Genomic DNA, 19,224 nt, shown 5'->3' with positions numbered 1-19,224 from the left:
TCTCCTGGTCTTCGTTAGGAGCGCCTCAAAGCGGCAACACCGCTCTCAGGAGGAAGAGAGAGCGGCACCACATTCGACCACCGATTTCAGTCGTCCGGCTTCTCGAGCGAGTAGCCGACCGACCTGACGGTGCGAATGACGCTGCCGGGCAAGGCCGTTTTCAGCGCCCTCCTGATTCGGCTGATATGGACATCGACGGTGCGTGCACCGACATGAATGTTGGGCAGCCAGGCCGCCCCGATAAGCTCGTCCCGGCTGAAGACCTTGCCGGGGGCCTCAATCATAAGCCGCAGCACGTTGAAATCGATCCGTCCGAGATGGATGTCGTGGCCATTACCGCGAACCCGATGGGCATCGAGCTTCATCTCCAGGCCTCCACAACAAATCCAACTGTCGTTTTCAACCCCGTTCGGACCACGCTTGGTCAGCCCGAGCCTCGCCCGCAGGCAGTCGAGCAGCTTGGCCGGAGCCACCGGCCGCACAAAGCTCTCAACGCCTGCCTTCAAGAGATCGAGGTGCTGGTGCTCGGCGCCAGGCGCGATCAGGGCGATGATAGGCAGGTCGGTGGTGCGCGGTTCCCGCTTGAGGTGGGCGCAAATTGCGGACCCGTTTATGCTGGCTGGGTCGCAATCCAGCACTACGGCCTGAAGCTCCCGTTGTTCGGCCAAGGCCAGCGCAGCCTTCGCGCCGTCTGCCGTCTCACTGCTGAAACCGTCAACCTCCAGTATGTGGCTGTAGAGCAGATAGAACTCGGCATCTTGCGAGCAGATCAGGACCAGCGGCTTCTTCATCGGCGATACCCCAACAACCTGGTCGGCCTCGAGTCCCTGGATCGAGGGGACTGGCCAACATAGTTTCTCGGGTCCGTCATGATGGCCTTTCTCGAAAATCGCGCCCATCATGCCAGCGCCACGTGGGGAAAGGTTTCGATGACTGAAATCGCATCGTCGACCAGCTTCGTACCGGCCGTGGCGAGCTTCAGGAGCGTCTCGAAGCCAAACCGGTGGACATCGCGCAGCGTTTTGGACAAAACGACCAGCCGTCCGGTCGTGAAAAGCACCCGACCAAAACCCTCATGGCTCACCTGGATCATCGGCGATGCCATAAGGCCGCAGCGCTCCTCGATCGCAAGCCCGATGGCGGCGTAGTACTTGTCGAGCCTCCACAGCACGTCGGGATCGGGATCTCCGATGATTGGGATCCCTCGGCGCTGTTCCTTGGTAATGATGAAGTCGCCCAGCAGCTCAGCGTCCGCTTTGCGTTCCCACGAGCCATAGGAATCCTGAGAACGGATCAGCCGCACGAGGCATTTGACGAACGGGGTGCAAAGAGCCGCCTCGTCTTCGGCGACAGCTGGGGGGATTGCGGGGTCAGGCATTGGCGTCCTCCTCTTTTCAGTCCTCGTCCTCGAAGGACGGTTTCTTTTCGGCAATGCCCGCTCGCGCCAGCACCTTGCGCAGCCAAGGCGGAGGACACGTCCTGAGCATCATCTGCGTGCGCAAGAGCACCTGTGGGATCGATTGGGGCTCCGCCACTTTGATCGGGTGGATTTTTGCCGCGACAAGCTTGGCTGCCGAAGGGCCGCCAATTGCCAGACAAAACAGGATCTGACAGCCCTTGAGCGCATCCACCTTTGGCGTGATGCGATCATCGCGCTCGGCCCGATGCTCCCCGCTTTCATCGGACACGTCATCGAAGGCCACGGCTTCTACGAGATTCCATTCCTCGCGCGTCACGTCGTAGACAGCAAAGCGCCTGGCCGACCCGAAATGGGCGTTGAGGTCCTGCATGTCCTGAGTGGCGATCGCAACGCGCAATGCGCCCTTACGTCGTTCAGGCATCGGGGCGAAAACCTCACTACTGACCAGCGAGAGGCGGCGAACAGCGTTCATCGTGATATTTCTCGATTACGGAGTGGATCAAGCGCCTCAGGAGTGGGCGCGTGTTGGTTGGCCTGGAAGATGCTGGCGACCTCGAAGATCATGTCGCGGGTGCCCTGATAGAGAATTGCGAGCTTGTGCTGGCTGCCTAGTCGATCGAAGACCGGGAACCCGATGCGCATGAGCGGAATTCGGAGCCGCTCCGATGCTTGGCGCCCGTGCGAATGCGTGACAAGCAGGTCAGCACCGACGGCAAGACTTTCCAGATCGCCGAGATCGCCGATCTGAACCGAAACCGCCGGGACTTTCTCGAGAATTTTAGACCTGTCGGTCGTTGTGACGGCCGCGGCTATCTCGGAGCCGAGGCCAGCAAAGAAGGTCGCAAGTTGGAACAGCTGGTCTGGTTCGGCAGCGATGGCAATTTTCTTGCCGCCGAAATGGAAATGTCCGTCGAGCATCGCGTCCTGCAATTGCGCCCGGCGCCGGCGCACGCGGGCCGGTACCGCCGCGCCCGAAATCGCAGACAGCAGCGACACGAAGCGGTCCGTGTCCTGCAGCCCAGTCAGTGACTGGAACAACACGTAAGGCACGCCGGTCAACCCGTGCAGCGCTTTCGCCGGGCGGCGCATGTGCTCACCGATGGCGATGCATTGCATGGCCGTGCCCAACTCGCGAATGTCTTCGACGCTGGTGCCGCCGTATGTGGTCGCTACCCAGCGGTCAGGAACCGTACCGTCGAGCGAGCCTGAAATGTCGGGCAGAATAACCGGCTTGAGCCCAAAGCTTTCAACCATGTCCCGCATATGCTCGATGTCGGCGATAGAGAGGTTGCATCCGGGCAGGATTGCGATCTTCTTCGGGTGCCGCGCCCGTTCGCCCGAGCGCGTAATCCCTTCGATCATTGCGGTGACTGCCTTGGCCCAGCCCTCTTCGATCGCGCCGTCAAAATCCGGCGTGTTGGCCAGCACGACCTCCGTACCCGCAAGCTGTTGCGTGTGCTTCCGCATGATGTTGGCAATATCACCCGCGCAATCTTCGCCACGCGTCTCCACCAGCGCGGTCGTGCACACCCCGATCAGCGTTGGCTTCGTGCGGTTCTTGAGGTTGAGGATCGCCTCTTCCAGATGGTCGGCTGCGCCGAGGATGGTCGCCACCTCATCCATCGCCGTAGTCTGCAAGGGAATCGCTTCTTTGAAGTGCCGCACGAAGAGAACGAGCGCAAAGCTTGTGCAGCCTTGGCTGCCGTGGAACAGCGGCATCGCACCGTCGACGCCAAGAAAGGCAAAGGCGGCACCCAGCGGCTGCGACGACTTCAGCGGGTTGACTGCCGCCGATTTGCTCTGGGGAAGGATGCGGGCCATCGGTCGCCTCAACACTCGTGTGCCGTCGCGCAGGCGAATTCATCAAACAGGTACGCGGTCTCGTTCCTCGTGCACGGCAATTCGCCTATCAGCTCAGGCTGGCAATCCCACGGGGCCGGCTGGCGCACCTGAGACCAGATCGGATTGTGAATGGCGAGGTCGATCTGGCGTACGAGTTCCACCATGCCGTCATAGCCGGCATAAGGATGCTGGCGCTCCTGGTTGATATCGAGCCAGGGCGTCTTGGCCTTGAGCGCAATGAATTGCGTGCGACCGCCCGACAGCATGATATCGGCCCTGTGTTCAGAGAGCATGGCGTACAGCTCGCTCGCAGCCATGGATTCGAACATGTGCTTGTCGTGCTTGAGAACTTGTTTGATGCGCTCCTTGTCCTGCACCGTAGATTTCTTGATCGAGGTGCCGACGATCTCGATTCCGATCTCCATCAGCGCATGGACAACCGACCAGGACTTCACACCGCCTGTGTTGAGCAGCACGCGCTTGCCTTGGAGCCTTTGCCGGTAGGATTCGAGTTTCTTCCACGCGATCGCCTCCTGCTGCGCGATCAGCGTCTCTGTGCGCTCGAGGATCTCCGGATCGGCGCCCTTCCTCACCAGCAGCCTGACAAGGTTTCGAAGAGCTTGCGATGTGTCGGAGATGCCATAGAAGGAGCCCTCGAAGAACGGGATGTCCCAGCGCTCCTCCATCTTGCGGGCAAGACTGATCAGCGCGGTCGAGCACACCATCATTGCCGCCCGGGCGCGGTGCGCGGAAGCAATGTCGCGGTAACGCGCATCGCCGGGAATGCAGGCGCGCACCCGGATCCCGAGCCGATCGAGGAGCGGCTTTACAAGCCAGAATTCGCCCGAGAGGTTGAATTCGCCAAGGATGTTGATGTCGTAGGGTCCGGGGTCGTCGGGTTCGACCGTGCCGATGACATGATCGAGCAACGCCTCGGCGGCGAGCTTATTGCCGAGGTTCTTGGAGCCTGCCAGGCCAGGCGCATTGATCGGCACCACGGCCAAACCGAACTTTTCCGTGGCGCGTTTGCACACGGCCTCGATGTCGTCACCGATCAGCGCCGTTACGCAAGTCGAGTAGACGAAGATCGCCGGCGGCGCGTATGTGTGCTTGATCTCGCGGATCGCCTTGAAGAGTTTCCGCTCGCCCTGCCCCATCACAAGGTCGAGTTCGGTGAGGTCGGTCGTGAAGCTTGTCCGCCACAAGGTCGGCCCTGACGAAACCGCACCACGGTTGTCCCAAGAATTGCCCTCGCAGGCGAGCGGCGCATGGACCAGATGCGCAACGTCGGTGATCGGCTGCAGGACGATCTTGGCTCCGTCAAAGGCGCAGCCGCCGGCTGCCGCCCCTGGTGTCAGCGACTTCGAGCAGCCCTCCTTGCGCGCCTTGGCATCTTTGCCACGGTTCTTATCGCAGGCGGGCTCATCGAAGGCGTCCTTGATTTTGGCGCTGAGGGAGGACATTGCTCAGCCTCCCCAGTCCATTGGGCAAGGAATGGCCTCGGCGAAAAGCCGGCCACGGCTCTTAGCGCGTGAGGTCATAGGAATAATCCGTCACACCCGTCTCGCTCGTCTCGCGATCGAGTTTGTCGAAGATCTTGTCGAGGATCGTCGTCAGCACGCGCAACGCTCCCTGGTAGCCAAAGAGCGCAAAGCGGTGATGATGGTGCCGATCGAAGATCGGAAACATCAGCCGGATCAGCGGTGTTCCGGTGTCGCGCTCCAGGTACTTGCCGTAGGAATTGCCGATCAAAAGGTCCACCGGCTCGGTAAAGAGCAGTGAGCGCAGCGCCCACAGGTCCTTGCCCGCCCAAACCTGGGCAGCCTTGCCGAAAGGCGAGGATGCTAGCAGCTTCTTCAAATCGGCTTCCCATGCCGAGGTGCCATTGGTGGCGAGGCAATGGGTTGGCTCGCCGCCGGTCTCCATGACAAAGCGGGCCATTGCGTGAACGAAGTCGGGATCACCGTAGATGGCGTATTTCTTACCATGCAACCAGGATTGGCTGTCCGCCATGGCGTCTACCAGTCGGCCGCGCTCGAGGCGAATTGCCTCGGGAATCTCCTTGCCGGAAATCGCCGCGACCTCCATCAGGAATTCGTCCGTCGCCTGAACGCCGAGCGGATAGTGGAACGAGGCCGTCGCCTGCCCGACCTCCTCGCAATAGCCCAGTGTCTTTCGGGTGTTGTGATGCTGCAGCGAAAGCGTTGCCTCGGCGTTGAGGGCCTTCTTCACCTCGTTGATCTTCGTGCCCCCGTCATACATGCGGTATTCACCGTCCGAAGGCGTATCGAACTGGTCAGAGGCATCCTGGATCAATGTATAGGACACGCCCATTACATCGAGCAGGCGCTTGAGCTCCCGGTTGTTGCCGACGCAGAAGCCGTCGAAGCCCGGAATGATGTTGATGGTTCCTTCGATTTGCGTACGCTCCTGACCTTTCCAGAAGTGCTCCAAAATGCCTTTGACCATGTTGTCATAGCCGTCGACATGACTGCCAACGAAGGCCGGGGTGTGGGCAAAGGGCACGTCGAAGTCGCGCGGGACTGAATCTTCGTCCTTGGCGTTCTGGATGAAGCTGTGCAGGTCGTCGCCAATGACCTCTGCCATACAGGTCGTCGACACGGCAATCATCTTGGGGTCGTAGAGCTGGTAGGTGTTGGCGAGCCCGTCGACCATGTTCTTCAGGCCGCCAAACACCGCCGCATCCTCGGTCATTGAGGAGGAGACCGCCGCGGCAGGCTCCTTGAAATGGCGCGACAGGTGCGAGCGGTAATAGGCGACGCAACCTTGGCTGCCGTGGACGAAGGACATGGTTCGCTCGAAGCCGGCGGCAGCGAATACCGCACCCAGCGGCTGGCAGGCCTTGGCCGGGTTCACGACAAGCGCTTTGCGGGCGAGGTTCTTTTCGCGGTATTCCCACGTCTGGGTGAAATCGCGCTGATCGGAAATGATTTCATCGGGGTGCGGACATTCGAAGTTTAGCTTCTTCTCAGCGAGCATCTTTCTGTATTCCGGCTCGCGGAACAGGGGAGCGTGATCGAGAATTTTTTCAGCCGACTGCGGCATGATGATTACCTCTTTTGCATCTGGCTGCGCGGGACGGCAGCTCAGGACGTCAAGACGTTCCAGGCTCCGGCGGATCAGAGGCCGCGGGAGTTCACCGTCTCAGTGGGAGACTGGGGCTGAAGCAAATGTTTATTCGGCAGCCATCGCCCGCTCATCGCCCCGGCTTCTTTTCCAAGGCGCGTGGAATAGGTCCCAGACCGGGTTGTTAATGGCGAGATCCACATCACGTGCGAAAATGGCAAAGCCATCGTAGCCGTGATACGGGCCTGAATAATCCCAGGAATGCATCTGGCGGAACGGTATGCCCATCTTCTGCACCGGGTATTTTTCTTTGATTCCCGAGCCGACCAGATTTGGGCGAATCCCTTCGATGAATTTCTCCAACTCATAGCCGGTCACGTCATCGTAGATCAGCGTGCCGTTCTTCACGTAGTGGCCGGTGCGCTGATAGTCGTCGCTGTGGGCGAATTCATAGCCGGTGCCCACGATGACCATGCCGAGGTCCTCGTAGGCCGTGACGACGTGGCGGGGGCGCAGGCCGCCCACATAGAGCATCACGGTATTTCCTTCCAGGCGCGACAGGTACTTGGCGATGACCGCATCAACAAGCGGCCTGTACTTGGCAATGACCTTTTCGGTCTTCTCCTCGATTTCCGGCCCAAAATGCTTGGCTATGTTGCGCAGAGAGGCTTCGATCTGGGAGGGACCGAAGAAATTGTACTCCATCCAGGCGACGCCATACTTTTCCTCCATATGCCGACAGATGTAATTCATCGACCGGTAGCAGTGGATAAGATTGAGCTTAGCCTTCGGGGCGCGCTCGATCTCTGCGAGTGTGGCGTCACCCGACCAGTTGCCAACCACGCGCAGCCCTATCTCCTCAAGCAGTATGCGCGAGGCCCAGGCATCGCCGCCGATATTGTAGTCGCCGATGACGTTGACGTCGTAGGGGCCGGCCTCGAACTTGACATCCTTTTTGTCGAAGACCCAATCCCGGATTGCATCATTGGCGATGTGGTGGCCAAGCGACTGCGAGACGCCGCGGAAGCCCTCGCAGCGTACCGGCACGATCGTCTTGTCATACTCCTTGGTCTTTTTGCGAGAAACGGCCTCGGTGTCATCGCCAATCAGGCCGATAGGGCATTCGGACTGCACGGTGATGCCGTTGTTGAGCGGAAACAAGACTTCAATCTCGTCAATGATCTGTTCCAGCTTCTTGTCGCCGCCGAAGACGATGTCCTTCTCCTGGAAATCGGAGGTGAACTGCATTGTCCCGAACGTGTCGACGCCCGTTGTACCGACGTAGTAGTTGCGGCGCTGCGACCAAGAATATTGGCCGCAGCCGACCGGGCCGTGCGAGATATGGACCATATCCTTGACTGGCCCCCACACCACGCCTTTCGAACCAGCATATGCACAGCCGCGAATCGTCATCACCCCGGGAATGGACTTGATGTTCGATTTGACGTCGCATTCGGAAAGGACCTCGCTTTCCCCGCCAGCCTCGTTGCCGCTCTTTGCGACGTTGAGGTGCTTCTTGCGGCGCTTCGCCGCCTTGTCGGGATAATGCGACAGCACCTCTTCGATAAGCTTCGCATGAAGAGCACCGTCATTCTCGTATTCCCGGCTCATGAGTCCCCCTTTCAAGGTTGGGTGACGCCTCAACGAATAGGCGCCGTTCTCTGCAAGGCGCGCCGATTCATGGCAGCGCTAATGTCACTACTGGACCGCCGCCTTCGCCGCTTCCTTGGAGTGAAGCTCGGCAAGCATCTGCTCGTCGGTCTTCATGATGCCGAAGTCGAGCAGCATCTCCTCCAGCTCCTCCATGGTGATCGGCGTCGGGATCGTACCCTGGCCCGAATTGGCGTGGATCTTCTCGGCCAGAGCGCGGTATTCCCCTGCCTGCTTTGAGTCCGGCGCGTACTGGATCACCGACATCTTCCTGAGTTCGGCATGTTGGACGATGTTGTCGCGGGGCACGAAGTGGATGAGCTTGGAATTCAATCGGCCAGCCAGTGCTTCGGCCAGATCGAGTTCGCGGTCGGTTTGACGTTCATTGCAGATCAGCCCGCCCAGCCGCACACCGCCCGAATGGGCATATTTGAGGATGCCCTTGGCGATGTTGTTGGCGGCATAGAGCGCCATCATCTCGCCGGACATGACGATATAGATCTCCTGGGCCTTGCCTTCGCGGATCGGCATGGCGAAGCCGCCGCATACCACGTCGCCGAGGACGTCATAGGAGACATAATCGACATCGTCATAAGCGCCATTCTCCTCGAGGAAATTGATCGAGGTGATGACGCCGCGGCCGGCGCAACCGACACCCGGCTCGGGGCCGCCGGACTCCACGCACTTGATGCCTCTGTAGCCCACCTTGAGCACGTCCTGGAGTTCGAGGTCTTCCACCGAACCTTCCTGTGCGGCGAGATCCAGGACGGTATCCTGAGCTTTCGAATTCAGGATCAAGCGTGTGGAATCGGCTTTGGGGTCGCATCCTACGATGAGGATTCTCTGCCCGAGGTCGACAAGGGCAGCGAGCGTATTTTGGGACGTGGTGGACTTGCCGATGCCGCCTTTTCCGTAAAAGGCGATCTGACGCAGACCTGACATAATAGCTTTCCTTCCTTCGTTCTAATCATCGCGACTGCCCGCGACACAAGTGCCGATAGGCAGCTCGTGCCGCCTCACACCAAGCATCGCAAAAAGCGTACCAGCGTGATCGGCCGATCCCAGAAAAAACTTTGTCATTAAATTCCAGCCGCTTAGACGGCGGCAAAACGCGCGAACGGGCCTTTCAGGCGTCTGTCACGGACACGACAAAGCCGACACAGATTGTCGTGCGCCATCCAAACCGCCGTGTGTCGAGCTCGAAGCGGGAGAATGGGGAAGTTAGCCCAAAGCTGATGGCGAGACCATCGGAAGACATCGGCTCTTGTCTTTCCAGCCTGCCATTGATCGGGCGGTCGCTGGATGAGCAGGAGCCTGGGGCTTGACCGCGGCGCGGGTAGTTCAGGCAGGCTTACAGAGCGGGAACGCCGGCGGCCGATAGACATCCGCGCTTAACCTTTCATAGCCCGTCTACAAGTTGGTTCCGCCGACGCGCTATATGGAAGCCAAATAATTCAGTAGCTTAGCCGAGAGCATTGATTTTTTCAGAAAGATACGTGTTATACGCGTACGAACCGCCGAACCCATGGTCGGCGCCCTCATGCGCGTGAGACCCCGTTGTGGGCGAGGCTCGCGACTGGCTGCACGATCCTAGCCGGCCTGCTTGCCATTGAGTTTGGTCCCGCCGCGGTAGGCTGCGGCATCAAGGGCAACATCAGCTACAACACTGGCAAGAAGATTATCACGTTCTTGGACAGGAATCTTACTGGGAGACACGCATCAACAGGCGGGCGGGCGGGCTTCGAGAGGTTAGTGTCGCGGCAGCTTGCAGATCTGCCCACGGGGCCGCCACGATCGCAAAGTGTGTACAAAAGCGCCCTCTCTGCCGAACTGAACAGTGCTCACGGCCATAGCCTCGGATGAGCCCGACTGGCTTGACCTCTGCATGATGAGAGCAGCTTTTACACCAGGTGCGCAGCACATGTCTTTAACGAACGCATCGTCTTCAAGAATATAGAGAGCAATTCGGAAAACCGAGTAGTTGGCGGCGAAGCTAGGAGAAGGTATACACCACCCTCTTGTTACCCCAGAGTAGAACGTGCAGCTGCGGCAAGACGCGGGCTTCGAACCACCTGTCGCTGGTCACCTTTTCTACCAGCGATTCCATGCGCATCATATTCCGTCGGACTCGACAGAGACGTCTTCATTACCACGGCGGGGCGGCGTGTGATTGCCGGGTTGCAGACAAACCTCGCCGCGACGTCTTTGGGACGAGTGGTGTCGGCACCGAATCCCTATCATTTAGACTAGCCAGCTTGGGGAGCGCCGTCAGACCGCCAGACCGGAAGAGGAGGCTTCGCGCCAACTTGTGCCAAGAATGTTGGACCGTGCGGAACCGCTGGGGCGGCGCTCAACTCTGGCGCAGGATGAAGCGTCGATTGGGTGAATGAATAGGGCGCGCGTTCGACGGGTAGAGGGAGGCAAATCGCTGGATGTCTGCCGGATCAACGTCAACCGGTTCCATCGCCACCATCCACTCGACGTTTTCGGTGCACGGCGGCGTCGTCAGTGAGCCCTCATAAGTCCAATAGCCAAGCGAGGCTGGCAGAAGCCAGTTGGGATTCACCTCGTCGATCGTCACCTCCCCATTCGGCAGTTCGGGAAAGGCCGCAGCAAGGGCAGCAAAGCTGGCATTTGTCGCGCCGGGCGTTAAAAAGACGCCCAGCACGCCCAGAGTACCACTTTGCGTGTCCTTGTGAACGAAATGCACCTCCATCGGGAAGCTCTTGCCCGCCACGTGATGTTCGCTTGGCGCATGGAAATGGAACTGTACCAGTTCGTAGACACGATCGCTGCGGGTCAGCGTGCTGCCTTGTGGCATATTGATTTGAATGGTGTGGCCGTTGTTCACCATATTGCCGCCGCCCTTGTGCCAGCCGATGGCGATATGCGGGATATCCGCCTTGACCGCGCTGTTGATATTGATCGGCGATTGCTGCGTGCCGGCAGAGCATACGAAATTTTCCTTATCCAGATCAGCCCAGTGCTCCGGTCCGACCGGACCGGTGTACCCCCAATGGGCACTGGTCGCTTGGGCGGCTTGAACGCAAATCCGGCATGCGCCGAGCGCAACCAACCCTTTGATCAGGTGACGACGATACATATTACTTTTGCTCCTCTTGCGAACTGATGTTGGTGGCTGCCCTAATGGACGCGTGATGGCCAATCGGCGCGGCCAGTATTGTCCTTTGCAACTGATAGATGCCCGCATGCCTTGGCGTGCTTTCATAAGTGCGGCTGCCGTTTCTCGGCTGGCCGGCTTCTGCAGCCCGCAACGGGAGCAGTTTCAACCAGCTAAACGATAAAAAATTTGAGCAGACCAGCGCTTGACCCCCGCCGCAAAGGCACAGGCGAAGGTGATCACTGCGCGGCTGCCGTTCGCGCCGGAGGCCGCATCGCTATACTTTACACTCGCTGCCCAAGGAGACGCAGGCGACCCTAATACGTTTTCATCGCTACTCCCGACGCAGCCGACCCACGCCACGAAAACGTTGCTATATTTCACGTTGGGCCAGTGAGGAAATCGATCTTCTTTATGGAAGGCATTTGCGCAATGGATGCATTCCCATGCTGACAGTCGTGCGTCAGGCCGGACAATGAGATACATCGATAAGAGCTGGACAAGGATGAGGGGATGACGTGCTTGCGACGGAGCAGGTGGGGCGAGAAGGCCAGTTCTTGCGGATTTCAACTTTGCGTGACGACAGCTCATCGGAGTCAAGGTGACACACGCCGGCAGCGGGGTGTCCGGGCGGTTTCCAGCCGCACAATCGCGAGACCGCTGACGCGAACAAAGCTCGGCTGTACTCGGCACGCGAAGAGAGCCTGCCAAGCCGTTGGAGCCCGGCCTTCCGGTGCGACGCAAGCCGCAGACTAGACCGCCCTCTTGTTACCCCAAAGCAGAACGTGCAGCTGCGGCAACACGCGGGCTTCGAACCACCTGTCGCTAGTCACCCTTTCGACAAGCCATTCCATTCGCATCATTATTCCGTCCAAGTCGACAGAGGCGTCTTCACTGCCAGGGCGCGGCGGCGTGTGATTGCCGGGTTGCAGATAGATCGGAAGGTGCGGATATCTCGCCGCGACTTCTTTGGCGTAGGCATAGTCACTCTCGTCGAAAACGACGAGCTTGAGCACGATTTGCGGCTTCTCTTGCGCCGCTTCGAGGCATGCATCAAACGCAGCCCAACGGGTGGTCATCTCGCTGGACGGCGGCTTTGGGCTAAGGGTCAGCACGTCAAGATCCGCAAACCACTCCCTCACCACGGAACCCTGCGTTTCCAGTGCAAAACGATAGCCCTCGCGATGGCCGCGTTCTATGAGGGGACCGAACGGCTGAATGGCCGGGTTGCCGCCTGACAAGGAGACCATAACCGGCCTGCCGCCGGAAAGCGCATGGACGGTTTGCCACACGGCATCGATCGGCATCGGTAGCCATTCATGGCGATACTGATTGTCCACCGCGTGAAGGCTGTCGCACCATGAACAGCGATAATCACATCCGCCGGTTCTGATGAACACCGTCGGCAAGCCGATGAGCACGCCCTCGCCCTGGATAGTCGGCCCGAATATCTCGCTCACACGGATTGCGGGATGCATGTCGGTCACGGACGGTATTCCGCCCAAGTTTTCGGTGTTTCGCTAACGCGCACGGCCGCGGTCTGCGGCAGACGTGCCTTGCACCATTCATAGAAATGTCTGGCCAGGCATTCCGCCGTGACCTTCTCATGTCCCAGCACGTCGTTGAGGTGCCGATGGTCGAAGCTCTCGTCAATGTAGCGTTTGAGCGGCGCCAGATCGTGATAGTCGCGCACGAAGCCGTGGGCGTCCAGTTCCTTGGCCGACAGCTCCACTACGACGACATAGTTATGCCCGTGCAGGCGCGCGCATTGATGGTTGGGAGGCAAGGAGGTGAGCTGATGCGAGGCCGAGAAGTGGAATTCCTTGGTGATGTGGAACATTACGCGCGCCTCCTGCGCAGCGCCTCAAGCCAGAAATCGGCGTCCTCGTAGTCGGTGGGATCAGCGTGCCCGGCGAGATGGAACGCTTCGCGCCGCTCGACGCAGGTCCCGCATCGTCCGCAGTGACGCACGCCGCCCTTGTAACAGGACCAGGTCTCAGCAAACGGGGTGCCGTATCTTGCGCCATCCGCAACAATGTCAGCTTTTCCGAGATTCACATACGGTGCATAGAGGCGTATCTGCGCATAGCCGTCGAGCGCGCGGTCTTGCATTGTCTGGAAAGCTTCAATGAAGGCCGGACGGCAATCGGGATAGATGAAATGGTCCCCACCATGCACGGCCGCCGCCACCGCTTCGGCGCTGTGGGCGGCGGCGAGACCGAAGGCGATTGCCAACATGATGGCATTGCGGTTCGGCACCACCGTAATCTTCATCGTGTCTTCGGCGTAGTGGCCGTCCGGCACGTCGATACTGCTAGTCAGCGCTGAGCCGGAAAGGCCACGGCCAATTTCGCCGATGTCGATGATCTGGTGCGGGACCTTCAGTCGCTGCGCGCAAAGAGCGGCGAAGCCCAATTCCTTCCTGTGCCGTTGGCCATAGTCGAAAGATAGAAGGCCGGTGAGTTCGTGCTCCGCTGCCACCATGTGAGCAAGGGAAACGGAGTCCAATCCGCCAGAGCAGACGGCGAGAGTCTTCATCATTGGTATCCTTGTTTTGACCGGGTAAGGCTGCGACCGGAGATTTCTCTGCGCCCCCACTACTCCAGCGACTCAGTTTTGTGAACCGGGAGAATTTGCGCTCAGCCCGATTGGAACGGGAGTGCGTCGCGTCCAACACGCGTGATCAATAAAAGTTGAGCGCTTCAGCAGTTTGTTTCGCATCGCGCCAACTTTCGCAATCTGCTGTCGGATCGTCGACTTCGAGACAAGGTGATGTTCGGCCGACATCGGCTGACTCTTAATTAAGCCGCAGAACACATGTTGGCTTTCTGGCCTTCGCTTGTGCGGTTGGCACGACAATTGACATTCTAATTGTGGGGCGGCACACCCCGCCAGCCGAAAGTGGCAGTGAGCTCCTTCAGGCGCAGGTTGATGTGCTGATTATTCGGCGATTTTCCGATCTCGAACCAGAAAGCGAGGGCGACATGGATGCCAGCAAATTTGACATTGGCGACATCCGCCTGGAGAACCCTGCGCGGCGCGATTGAGGCCGCAGGCGAGCCTGCTCTACCTGCCGCCCTACAGTCCCGACTTCAATCCGATTGAGAACGCCTTCGCCCAACCTAAGGCGCTGCTGCGAGCAAAGGCCGACCATCAAGGCTCTATGGGACTGACGTTGCCCCAGCAGTTTTGAGTTCGTTTCCGGCGTGGGTTGTGCCCTGCTGGGCGGGTGAAGCGACGGGCGCTGGCGCGGAGCCTTTGGCATAGCGCAGCGCGAGCGACCGTCGCGGATTGAAGGTGCTGGCGAACTTGGCCGGGGTCTGCCAGGCGATTTGGGAGTGCGGCCGCGCGGTGTTGTAGTCGGCGTGCCACAGGGCGATGGCTACGCGCGCCTGAGCCAGCGAGGTGAACAGCGTCTCGTTGAGCAGTTCATCGCGCAGTCGGCCGTTGAAGCTCTCGATGAAGCCATTCTGCATCGGCTTGCCGGGCGCAATGTAATGCCATTCGACGCGGTTCTGATCCGCCCAGGAGAGGATGGCGTTCGAGGTGAACTCGCTGCCATTGTCGCTGACGATCATCCTGGGCCGGCCGCGCTAGTGATGAGCCGGTCCAATTCGCGGGCAACCCGCATGCCCGAGAGAGACGTATCAACGATGAGTGCCAGGCACTGTCTCGTGCAGTCGTCGACGACGGCCAGGATGCGGAAGCGGCGCCCGTCGGTGAGCTGGTCCGATACGAAGTCGAGCGACCAGCACTCGTCGGGCCTCAGCGGCACCAGCATTGGCGCCCTGGTCCCGATCGCCCGCTTGCGGCCGCCACGGCGGCGAACGGCGAGCTTCTCCTCCCGATAGAGCCGGAACAGCTTCTTGTGGTTCACGACCAGGCCCTCCCGCCTCAGCATCACGAGAAGACGCCGGTAGCCGAACCGGCGACGCTCCTGCGCGATCGCCTTCATCCGCTCGCGAACCTCCCGGTCGTCCGGCCTGCTGGTCTGGTAGCGAACCGTCATGCGGCAACAGCCGATGGCTTTACACGCCCGCCGTTTGCTCATCCCGAAGCCTTCCTTCAGGCGAGCGACAGCTTTCCGCTTGGCGGCGGGCGTCACCATTTCTTTCCCACAAGGTCCTTCAACGCGGCATTGTCGAGCATGGCGTCGGCCAGAAGCCGCTTCAGGCGCGTGTTCTCGTCCTCCAGCCCTTCAGGTCGCCGAGCCTCGGTGACATCCATCCCGCCGAAGCGGGCCTTCCAATTGTAGATCGAGGCGTCGCTGACCCCGTGCTTGCGGCACAGATCGCCAACCGATACCCCGGCCTCGTGTTTCTTCAAAATTCCGATGATCTGCTCTTCAGAGAAGCGGCTGCGTTTCATGTCCTGATCCTCTGGATGGGCCAGAACGAACTTCAAACCGGATTAGATCAGAGGGGCAAGGCCTCGGCGCGGTCGTCGACCTCTTCACCCCAGCCGAATGTGCCAACTACTTCAAAGCCGCAGGATATGACCTGGATCAGATAGGACGTGCTCCAATGGTTTACACCTGACAGGAGTCCGGCCCCCACAACCGTTTCGCAATGAGGAGCAGCGCTGCCGCTGCTCCTCCAATCACACGACGGATTCACGATGCGGCAACTCGAGCCATGATTTCGGATCGAATGGCCGATGCGGTGTATAGTGAGGCATCCAGCGGCAAATCCCCAAATGCCAGTTGACACAGAAGATAATTAGCACCTGCCTCTTCCAGCTGATCAAGGAGAGCTTTTCGGACAGAATCTGCCGTTCCCACGACGCACAATTCACTTTCAATTGCTGCATCGAAGTTCAAAGGCAAGTTTGGTGGAGTGGAAATGGCATTTAGTTCGTATAGAAATTTGAAGCTATTGAGCCATCGTTCATAGGCAGGTGCTGCGAGCAAATACGCATCTGTTTCAGAACGCCCTATCACCACCATTCGGAGCAATCCAAGAAATGGCGCTTGCTGGCCAATGTCAGCATCGTGAATTCGGGCGGCGCGGAACGCGTCGGTAACGCTGCGAACAGAAGTGGAAGGTCCGACGCAGGCGATGTTTGCCCCATTCGCAGCGGCCCAGCTAGCCGGCTCGGGTCGATTGGTGGCGATCCATGTCGGCGGATGGGGATATTGGTGAGGTCTCAACGTCAGCGGAACATCTTTCAACTCAAAGTGGCGGCCCTGATAAGAAAGCGTCCCGCCTTTCATCGCATTGATGAGAATCTCACTGGCCTCCGCATACTGTTCTGGTGCTGCTTCTACAGCAACCCCGAAGTATCCCAATTCAGTGGGAGCAGAGCCGCGCCCTATGCCGAGTTCAAGCCTGCCGCCGCTCAACTGATCAAGCATGCAGATCTCCTCGAAGGCACGCAGCGGATGATAGAGCGCAAGTAGCATTACCATGGGACCAACACGAAGACTGCGGGTTCGCTGGGCGACGCTCGCTAAGAACAAATTCGGTGATGGACCTCTGCCATGCGGCGTACAGTGGTGCTCGGCGAGATGATACGCATAAAAGCCATAGCCATCGCACGCTTCTGCTAGGCTCAGCCGATCTGCATATTGTTGTGCGATGTCATCGCCGTTTTCGTCCAGATGATCGAAGATGCCGAAGGTCAGGCCCGAAGCGGAAATTTTCTTCAATTAATTGTTCTCCAAATTACCTATTATTTATTCGCTAATCATCATAGCTGGCGACATATCAGCACCTATTACTTGGCGCTTAATGTGAATTGACTTAATGCTTGTGCACACCGCGATTCTTCTTAAAGCTCATACAGACGCGTTTGGCGGCAGCAAGGAATTTGTCCATCTGCTCTGTGGTGCCAATGCTGACGCGAATACAGTTCTTCAAATCTACGTCAGGAAAGCTGGCGATGAGGATCGCCTGCTCTTTCAACGCGGCTTGCCAGCATGAGCCCTCCTGTCCCGCCGGCACACGGGCCAGCAAAAAGTTTGCGTGGGAGGGTGTTACGGAAAAGCCAAGTTGCAACAGCGCCAGGGTCACTCGCTGTCGTTCATGCTTGATGTGCCTGTGGTTCTCTTCGTAGGCGTGGCGATGCGCAAGAATGCTTTTCCCGACCGCCTGCCCGATCACGTTCATGTTGAAGACATTCTGGATGTTGCGCAGCCTGCCAATGATTTCTGGGTGACCGAAACCGAAGCCGACTCGCACGCCAGCAGCAGCATAGCTCTTTGAAAAAGTCCTCAAGATCAAAAGATTCGGATGTCTATTGACGAGGCGCAGGGCATTGTCGGGTGCGAAGTCAACGTAGGCCTCATCCAAGACGACCAAGCGATCTGCTTGCTCCACAAGGCGTTCGATTTCGGCCACCGGCACGAATGTTCCGGTCGGATTGTTCGGATTAGCCAACAGAATGAACTTCGCGTCTTTTGCGGGGCCGGACAGCAGTTTTTCTATCGGCAGGGGATGAGCTTCGCTCGATGCGATTTCGAGAAACTCGGCACCCTGCAACATGGCAAGTTTACGGTTGAACGAAAATCCGGGCGACAGCATCGCCACTCTATCTCCTGGGGCGAGGAAAGCTCTGTAGATGAGTCCGAGCAGCTCCGACGAACCGTTGCCGGCAATCACCTGATCTTTGGAAAATCCGTAAGCATCGGAGGCAGCTGCCCTTAAGCTGAGATTGTCGTCTTCCGGATAAAGATACTGGTGTTCGATCGCAGCAATTGCACTTTGCATTACGCTCTTCGGCAACGGAAACGGGTTCTCGTTCGTATTTAGCTTAACGCAATTTGCATCCGTCGCTGGTCCGTTGGACGAGAGAGCATCTAATTTGCTGGCCACCGGCGAAAAAAGCGAAAGCACGGTCTTCAGTTTTGCATCGCACATGTTCTTCTCCGTTTTTCAGTCCCGCAGGGCATGTGACATGAGGCAATAGTTGATCGTGACTTGATCGACGTTCGGCTATATCAGCGCTGCCTTCCCACCCTGGTGGGGATCGCCGACCACGGTTTGGATTTGACACCGGCAAGCTGTCGAGAACCTGATGACGACCCAACGTGTGGCCGACGGCCGATTCGGCGCAACAGACGGTGTTTCAACATCGCATCGTCCTCAAAGCCGCATGCAGGGCCTGCACGACAGCCCGTCTCCAGCGCCCGCAGATAGGTGGAAGCCGAAGTCTTGCCGAACCTCAGTTGCTCTGCCACCTGGCCCACCGGACTGCCCTGTTTATGGGTCAGGCGCAGGATATCTCTGACGCTCGTTCGTCTTGCTTGCTTCCGTCTTGGCATGGGCTCTCTCGGTTTGCTGATGAGAGAGCCAAATACCGGCTCATCTGAGCATGAGACGCAGGCCTGACGATATGGAGCGTCGCTGTGGCGCGCGTAGCCAAGAGGGTTCGCCTCGGTGGCGGGGCATGCAAGACGGCGCACCTCCTTAGCCATCCTGTCCCATCGTCTCAGATCGTGAGGCGCACCTTATAGTCGGTGAGGAGATCTTGCAGGGTCAGGTTACGCCCTAGCGCTTAAGGTTGTTGGTCGCACCGAGCAAGCGCGGGACCTGTCGACGGACAACAGCGGTGCCACTGCCGGCACTAGGTCGTCCAGCATCGCAGTGAACCGCGTACGTAGTATTTTGTCGTAGGCGGCATTCTGGATAGCCGGATACGGGCTCTTCACCCGCTGCACCACCGATTGCGGGATGATGTCGCGAGAAACATTCACGGATTTCGTGAAAAAAGTGTACCCGCCGAAGAGCCCCACTCGCGGGGGCGGTGCAGCACCACCTCGGTGTCACTGCTCGTGTTCATGCGATGGACTAGGCCGGCCAGCTGTTGACGCAGCTCGCGGTAGTTGTAAGTCTCACCCGTGTAGACGAGCACCAAGTCAGGTCGGCCATCCTCCTGGAGCATCCTCGGCTGACGGCCGCCCTGGATATCGATGATTGCCAGGCGGTGGTGTCCCAGCGCCGCAGGCCCGCCGATCCAAGTCCCCTCGTCGTCCGGACCGTGGTTCGCTATGGTGGCCGTCATATCGGCAAGCTCCCTTCGCGCATCGGGACCTCCGAGGTCTCGATTGAAGTCGATCCATTCACAGATGCCGCACAGGTTATGTCGCCGCATTTGGGGCGAAGCA

General features: G+C 59.0%; 15 protein-coding genes and 3 pseudogenes. 1 reads left to right on the top strand and 17 read right to left on the bottom strand.

Going from position 1 to position 19,224, the window contains the following annotated elements; all coding sequences use genetic code 11:
* Positions 1-86: 86 nt before the first annotated feature.
* From EJ074_RS18290 to queC, 13 genes and pseudogenes are all read right to left on the bottom strand, one after another.
* Positions 87-791, bottom strand: a complete 705-nt coding sequence (locus EJ074_RS18290; RefSeq protein WP_245454716.1) for a response regulator transcription factor — start codon at positions 789-791, stop codon at positions 87-89.
* A gap of 107 nt (positions 792-898) precedes the next feature.
* A complete protein-coding gene (locus EJ074_RS18285) occupies positions 899-1,378 on the bottom strand; it encodes a NifX-associated nitrogen fixation protein (protein WP_024505267.1) in 480 nt (159 codons plus the stop codon).
* Between the two features lie 16 nt (positions 1,379-1,394).
* Entirely contained in the window at positions 1,395-1,892 is a 498-nt protein-coding gene (gene nifX, locus EJ074_RS18280) for a nitrogen fixation protein NifX (RefSeq protein ID WP_063169371.1), read from the bottom strand.
* Positions 1,889-3,241: a nitrogenase iron-molybdenum cofactor biosynthesis protein NifN gene (nifN, locus tag EJ074_RS18275; RefSeq protein WP_126063827.1), complete on the bottom strand. Its 1,353-nt coding sequence runs from the start codon at positions 3,239-3,241 to the stop codon at positions 1,889-1,891. Before nifN ends, nifX begins: the two co-directional genes overlap by 4 nt.
* Positions 3,242-3,249: 8 nt before the next feature.
* Positions 3,250-4,725: a nitrogenase iron-molybdenum cofactor biosynthesis protein NifE gene (nifE, locus tag EJ074_RS18270; protein ID WP_095489376.1), complete on the bottom strand. Its 1,476-nt coding sequence runs from the start codon at positions 4,723-4,725 to the stop codon at positions 3,250-3,252.
* A gap of 61 nt (positions 4,726-4,786) precedes the next feature.
* Complete coding sequence (gene nifK / locus EJ074_RS18265) at positions 4,787-6,328, bottom strand: nitrogenase molybdenum-iron protein subunit beta (RefSeq protein ID WP_126063826.1); 1,542 nt, start codon at positions 6,326-6,328, stop codon at positions 4,787-4,789.
* Between the two features lie 129 nt (positions 6,329-6,457).
* Positions 6,458-7,960: a nitrogenase molybdenum-iron protein alpha chain gene (gene nifD, locus EJ074_RS18260; protein WP_024505262.1), complete on the bottom strand. Its 1,503-nt coding sequence runs from the start codon at positions 7,958-7,960 to the stop codon at positions 6,458-6,460.
* A gap of 87 nt (positions 7,961-8,047) precedes the next feature.
* A complete protein-coding gene (gene nifH, locus EJ074_RS18255) occupies positions 8,048-8,941 on the bottom strand; it encodes a nitrogenase iron protein (RefSeq protein WP_095489375.1) in 894 nt (297 codons plus the stop codon).
* A gap of 1,051 nt (positions 8,942-9,992) precedes the next feature.
* Positions 9,993-10,189, bottom strand: a pseudogene (locus tag EJ074_RS30285) (7-carboxy-7-deazaguanine synthase QueE); the annotation flags it as partial.
* Between the two features lie 160 nt (positions 10,190-10,349).
* Positions 10,350-11,102, bottom strand: a complete 753-nt coding sequence (locus EJ074_RS18245; protein ID WP_126063825.1) for a carbonic anhydrase — start codon at positions 11,100-11,102, stop codon at positions 10,350-10,352.
* A 770-nt stretch (positions 11,103-11,872) separates the two neighbouring features.
* Positions 11,873-12,598 carry a 7-carboxy-7-deazaguanine synthase QueE gene (queE, locus tag EJ074_RS18240; protein WP_164752747.1) on the bottom strand — a complete coding sequence of 242 codons (726 nt, stop codon included), beginning with the start codon at positions 12,596-12,598 and terminating at the stop codon, positions 11,873-11,875.
* 5 nt (positions 12,599-12,603) lie between these two features.
* Entirely contained in the window at positions 12,604-12,960 is a 357-nt protein-coding gene (gene queD / locus EJ074_RS18235; protein ID WP_126063824.1) for a 6-carboxytetrahydropterin synthase QueD, read from the bottom strand.
* Positions 12,960-13,658, bottom strand: coding sequence for a 7-cyano-7-deazaguanine synthase QueC (queC, locus tag EJ074_RS18230; protein WP_063170389.1), 699 nt, complete (start codon positions 13,656-13,658; stop codon positions 12,960-12,962). Before queC ends, queD begins: the two co-directional genes overlap by 1 nt.
* Before the next feature lie 517 nt (positions 13,659-14,175).
* Between queC and EJ074_RS18225 the strand changes: the two are divergent.
* A pseudogene (locus tag EJ074_RS18225) lies at positions 14,176-14,271 on the top strand (transposase); the annotation flags it as partial.
* 10 nt (positions 14,272-14,281) lie between these two features.
* Here the strand turns inward: EJ074_RS18225 and EJ074_RS18220 are convergent.
* From EJ074_RS18220 to EJ074_RS18205, 4 genes and pseudogenes are all read right to left on the bottom strand, one after another.
* Positions 14,282-15,488 (bottom strand): annotated as a pseudogene (locus EJ074_RS18220) (IS3 family transposase).
* A 244-nt stretch (positions 15,489-15,732) separates the two neighbouring features.
* Complete coding sequence (locus tag EJ074_RS18215; RefSeq protein WP_095484287.1) at positions 15,733-16,767, bottom strand: LLM class flavin-dependent oxidoreductase; 1,035 nt, start codon at positions 16,765-16,767, stop codon at positions 15,733-15,735.
* A 94-nt stretch (positions 16,768-16,861) separates the two neighbouring features.
* Positions 16,862-17,977 carry a histidinol-phosphate transaminase gene (gene hisC / locus EJ074_RS18210; RefSeq protein WP_126063823.1) on the bottom strand — a complete coding sequence of 372 codons (1,116 nt, stop codon included), beginning with the start codon at positions 17,975-17,977 and terminating at the stop codon, positions 16,862-16,864.
* Between the two features lie 832 nt (positions 17,978-18,809).
* Complete coding sequence (locus tag EJ074_RS18205; protein WP_206437555.1) at positions 18,810-19,121, bottom strand: hypothetical protein; 312 nt, start codon at positions 19,119-19,121, stop codon at positions 18,810-18,812.
* Positions 19,122-19,224 lie beyond the last annotated feature (103 nt).

Origin of the sequence: Mesorhizobium sp. M3A.F.Ca.ET.080.04.2.1, from assembly GCF_003952525.1 — a bacterium.
Taxonomy (GTDB): domain Bacteria; phylum Pseudomonadota; class Alphaproteobacteria; order Rhizobiales; family Rhizobiaceae; genus Mesorhizobium.
This window is presented reverse-complemented; position numbering and strand designations above follow the sequence as displayed.

Excerpts from the sequence above, each read along its gene's own strand:
- nifX (WP_063169371.1), bottom strand. The coding sequence starts at position 1,892 with ATGAACGCTGTTCGCCGCCTCTCGCTGGTCAGTAGTGAGGTTTTCGCC.
- EJ074_RS18285 (WP_024505267.1), bottom strand. The coding sequence starts at position 1,378 with ATGCCTGACCCCGCAATCCCCCCAGCTGTCGCCGAAGACGAGGCGGCT.
- queD (WP_126063824.1), bottom strand. The coding sequence starts at position 12,960 with ATGTTCCACATCACCAAGGAATTCCACTTCTCGGCCTCGCATCAGCTC.
- nifK (WP_126063826.1), bottom strand. The coding sequence starts at position 6,328 with ATGCCGCAGTCGGCTGAAAAAATTCTCGATCACGCTCCCCTGTTCCGC.
- nifH (WP_095489375.1), bottom strand. The coding sequence starts at position 8,941 with ATGTCAGGTCTGCGTCAGATCGCCTTTTACGGAAAAGGCGGCATCGGC.
- EJ074_RS18290 (WP_245454716.1), bottom strand. The coding sequence starts at position 791 with ATGAAGAAGCCGCTGGTCCTGATCTGCTCGCAAGATGCCGAGTTCTAT.
- EJ074_RS18245 (WP_126063825.1), bottom strand. The coding sequence starts at position 11,102 with ATGTATCGTCGTCACCTGATCAAAGGGTTGGTTGCGCTCGGCGCATGC.
- queE (WP_164752747.1), bottom strand. The coding sequence starts at position 12,598 with ATGCATCCCGCAATCCGTGTGAGCGAGATATTCGGGCCGACTATCCAG.
- nifE (WP_095489376.1), bottom strand. The coding sequence starts at position 4,725 with ATGTCCTCCCTCAGCGCCAAAATCAAGGACGCCTTCGATGAGCCCGCC.
- EJ074_RS18205 (WP_206437555.1), bottom strand. The coding sequence starts at position 19,121 with ATGACGGCCACCATAGCGAACCACGGTCCGGACGACGAGGGGACTTGG.
- nifD (WP_024505262.1), bottom strand. The coding sequence starts at position 7,960 with ATGAGCCGGGAATACGAGAATGACGGTGCTCTTCATGCGAAGCTTATC.
- hisC (WP_126063823.1), bottom strand. The coding sequence starts at position 17,977 with ATGTGCGATGCAAAACTGAAGACCGTGCTTTCGCTTTTTTCGCCGGTG.
- nifN (WP_126063827.1), bottom strand. The coding sequence starts at position 3,241 with ATGGCCCGCATCCTTCCCCAGAGCAAATCGGCGGCAGTCAACCCGCTG.
- queC (WP_063170389.1), bottom strand. The coding sequence starts at position 13,658 with ATGAAGACTCTCGCCGTCTGCTCTGGCGGATTGGACTCCGTTTCCCTT.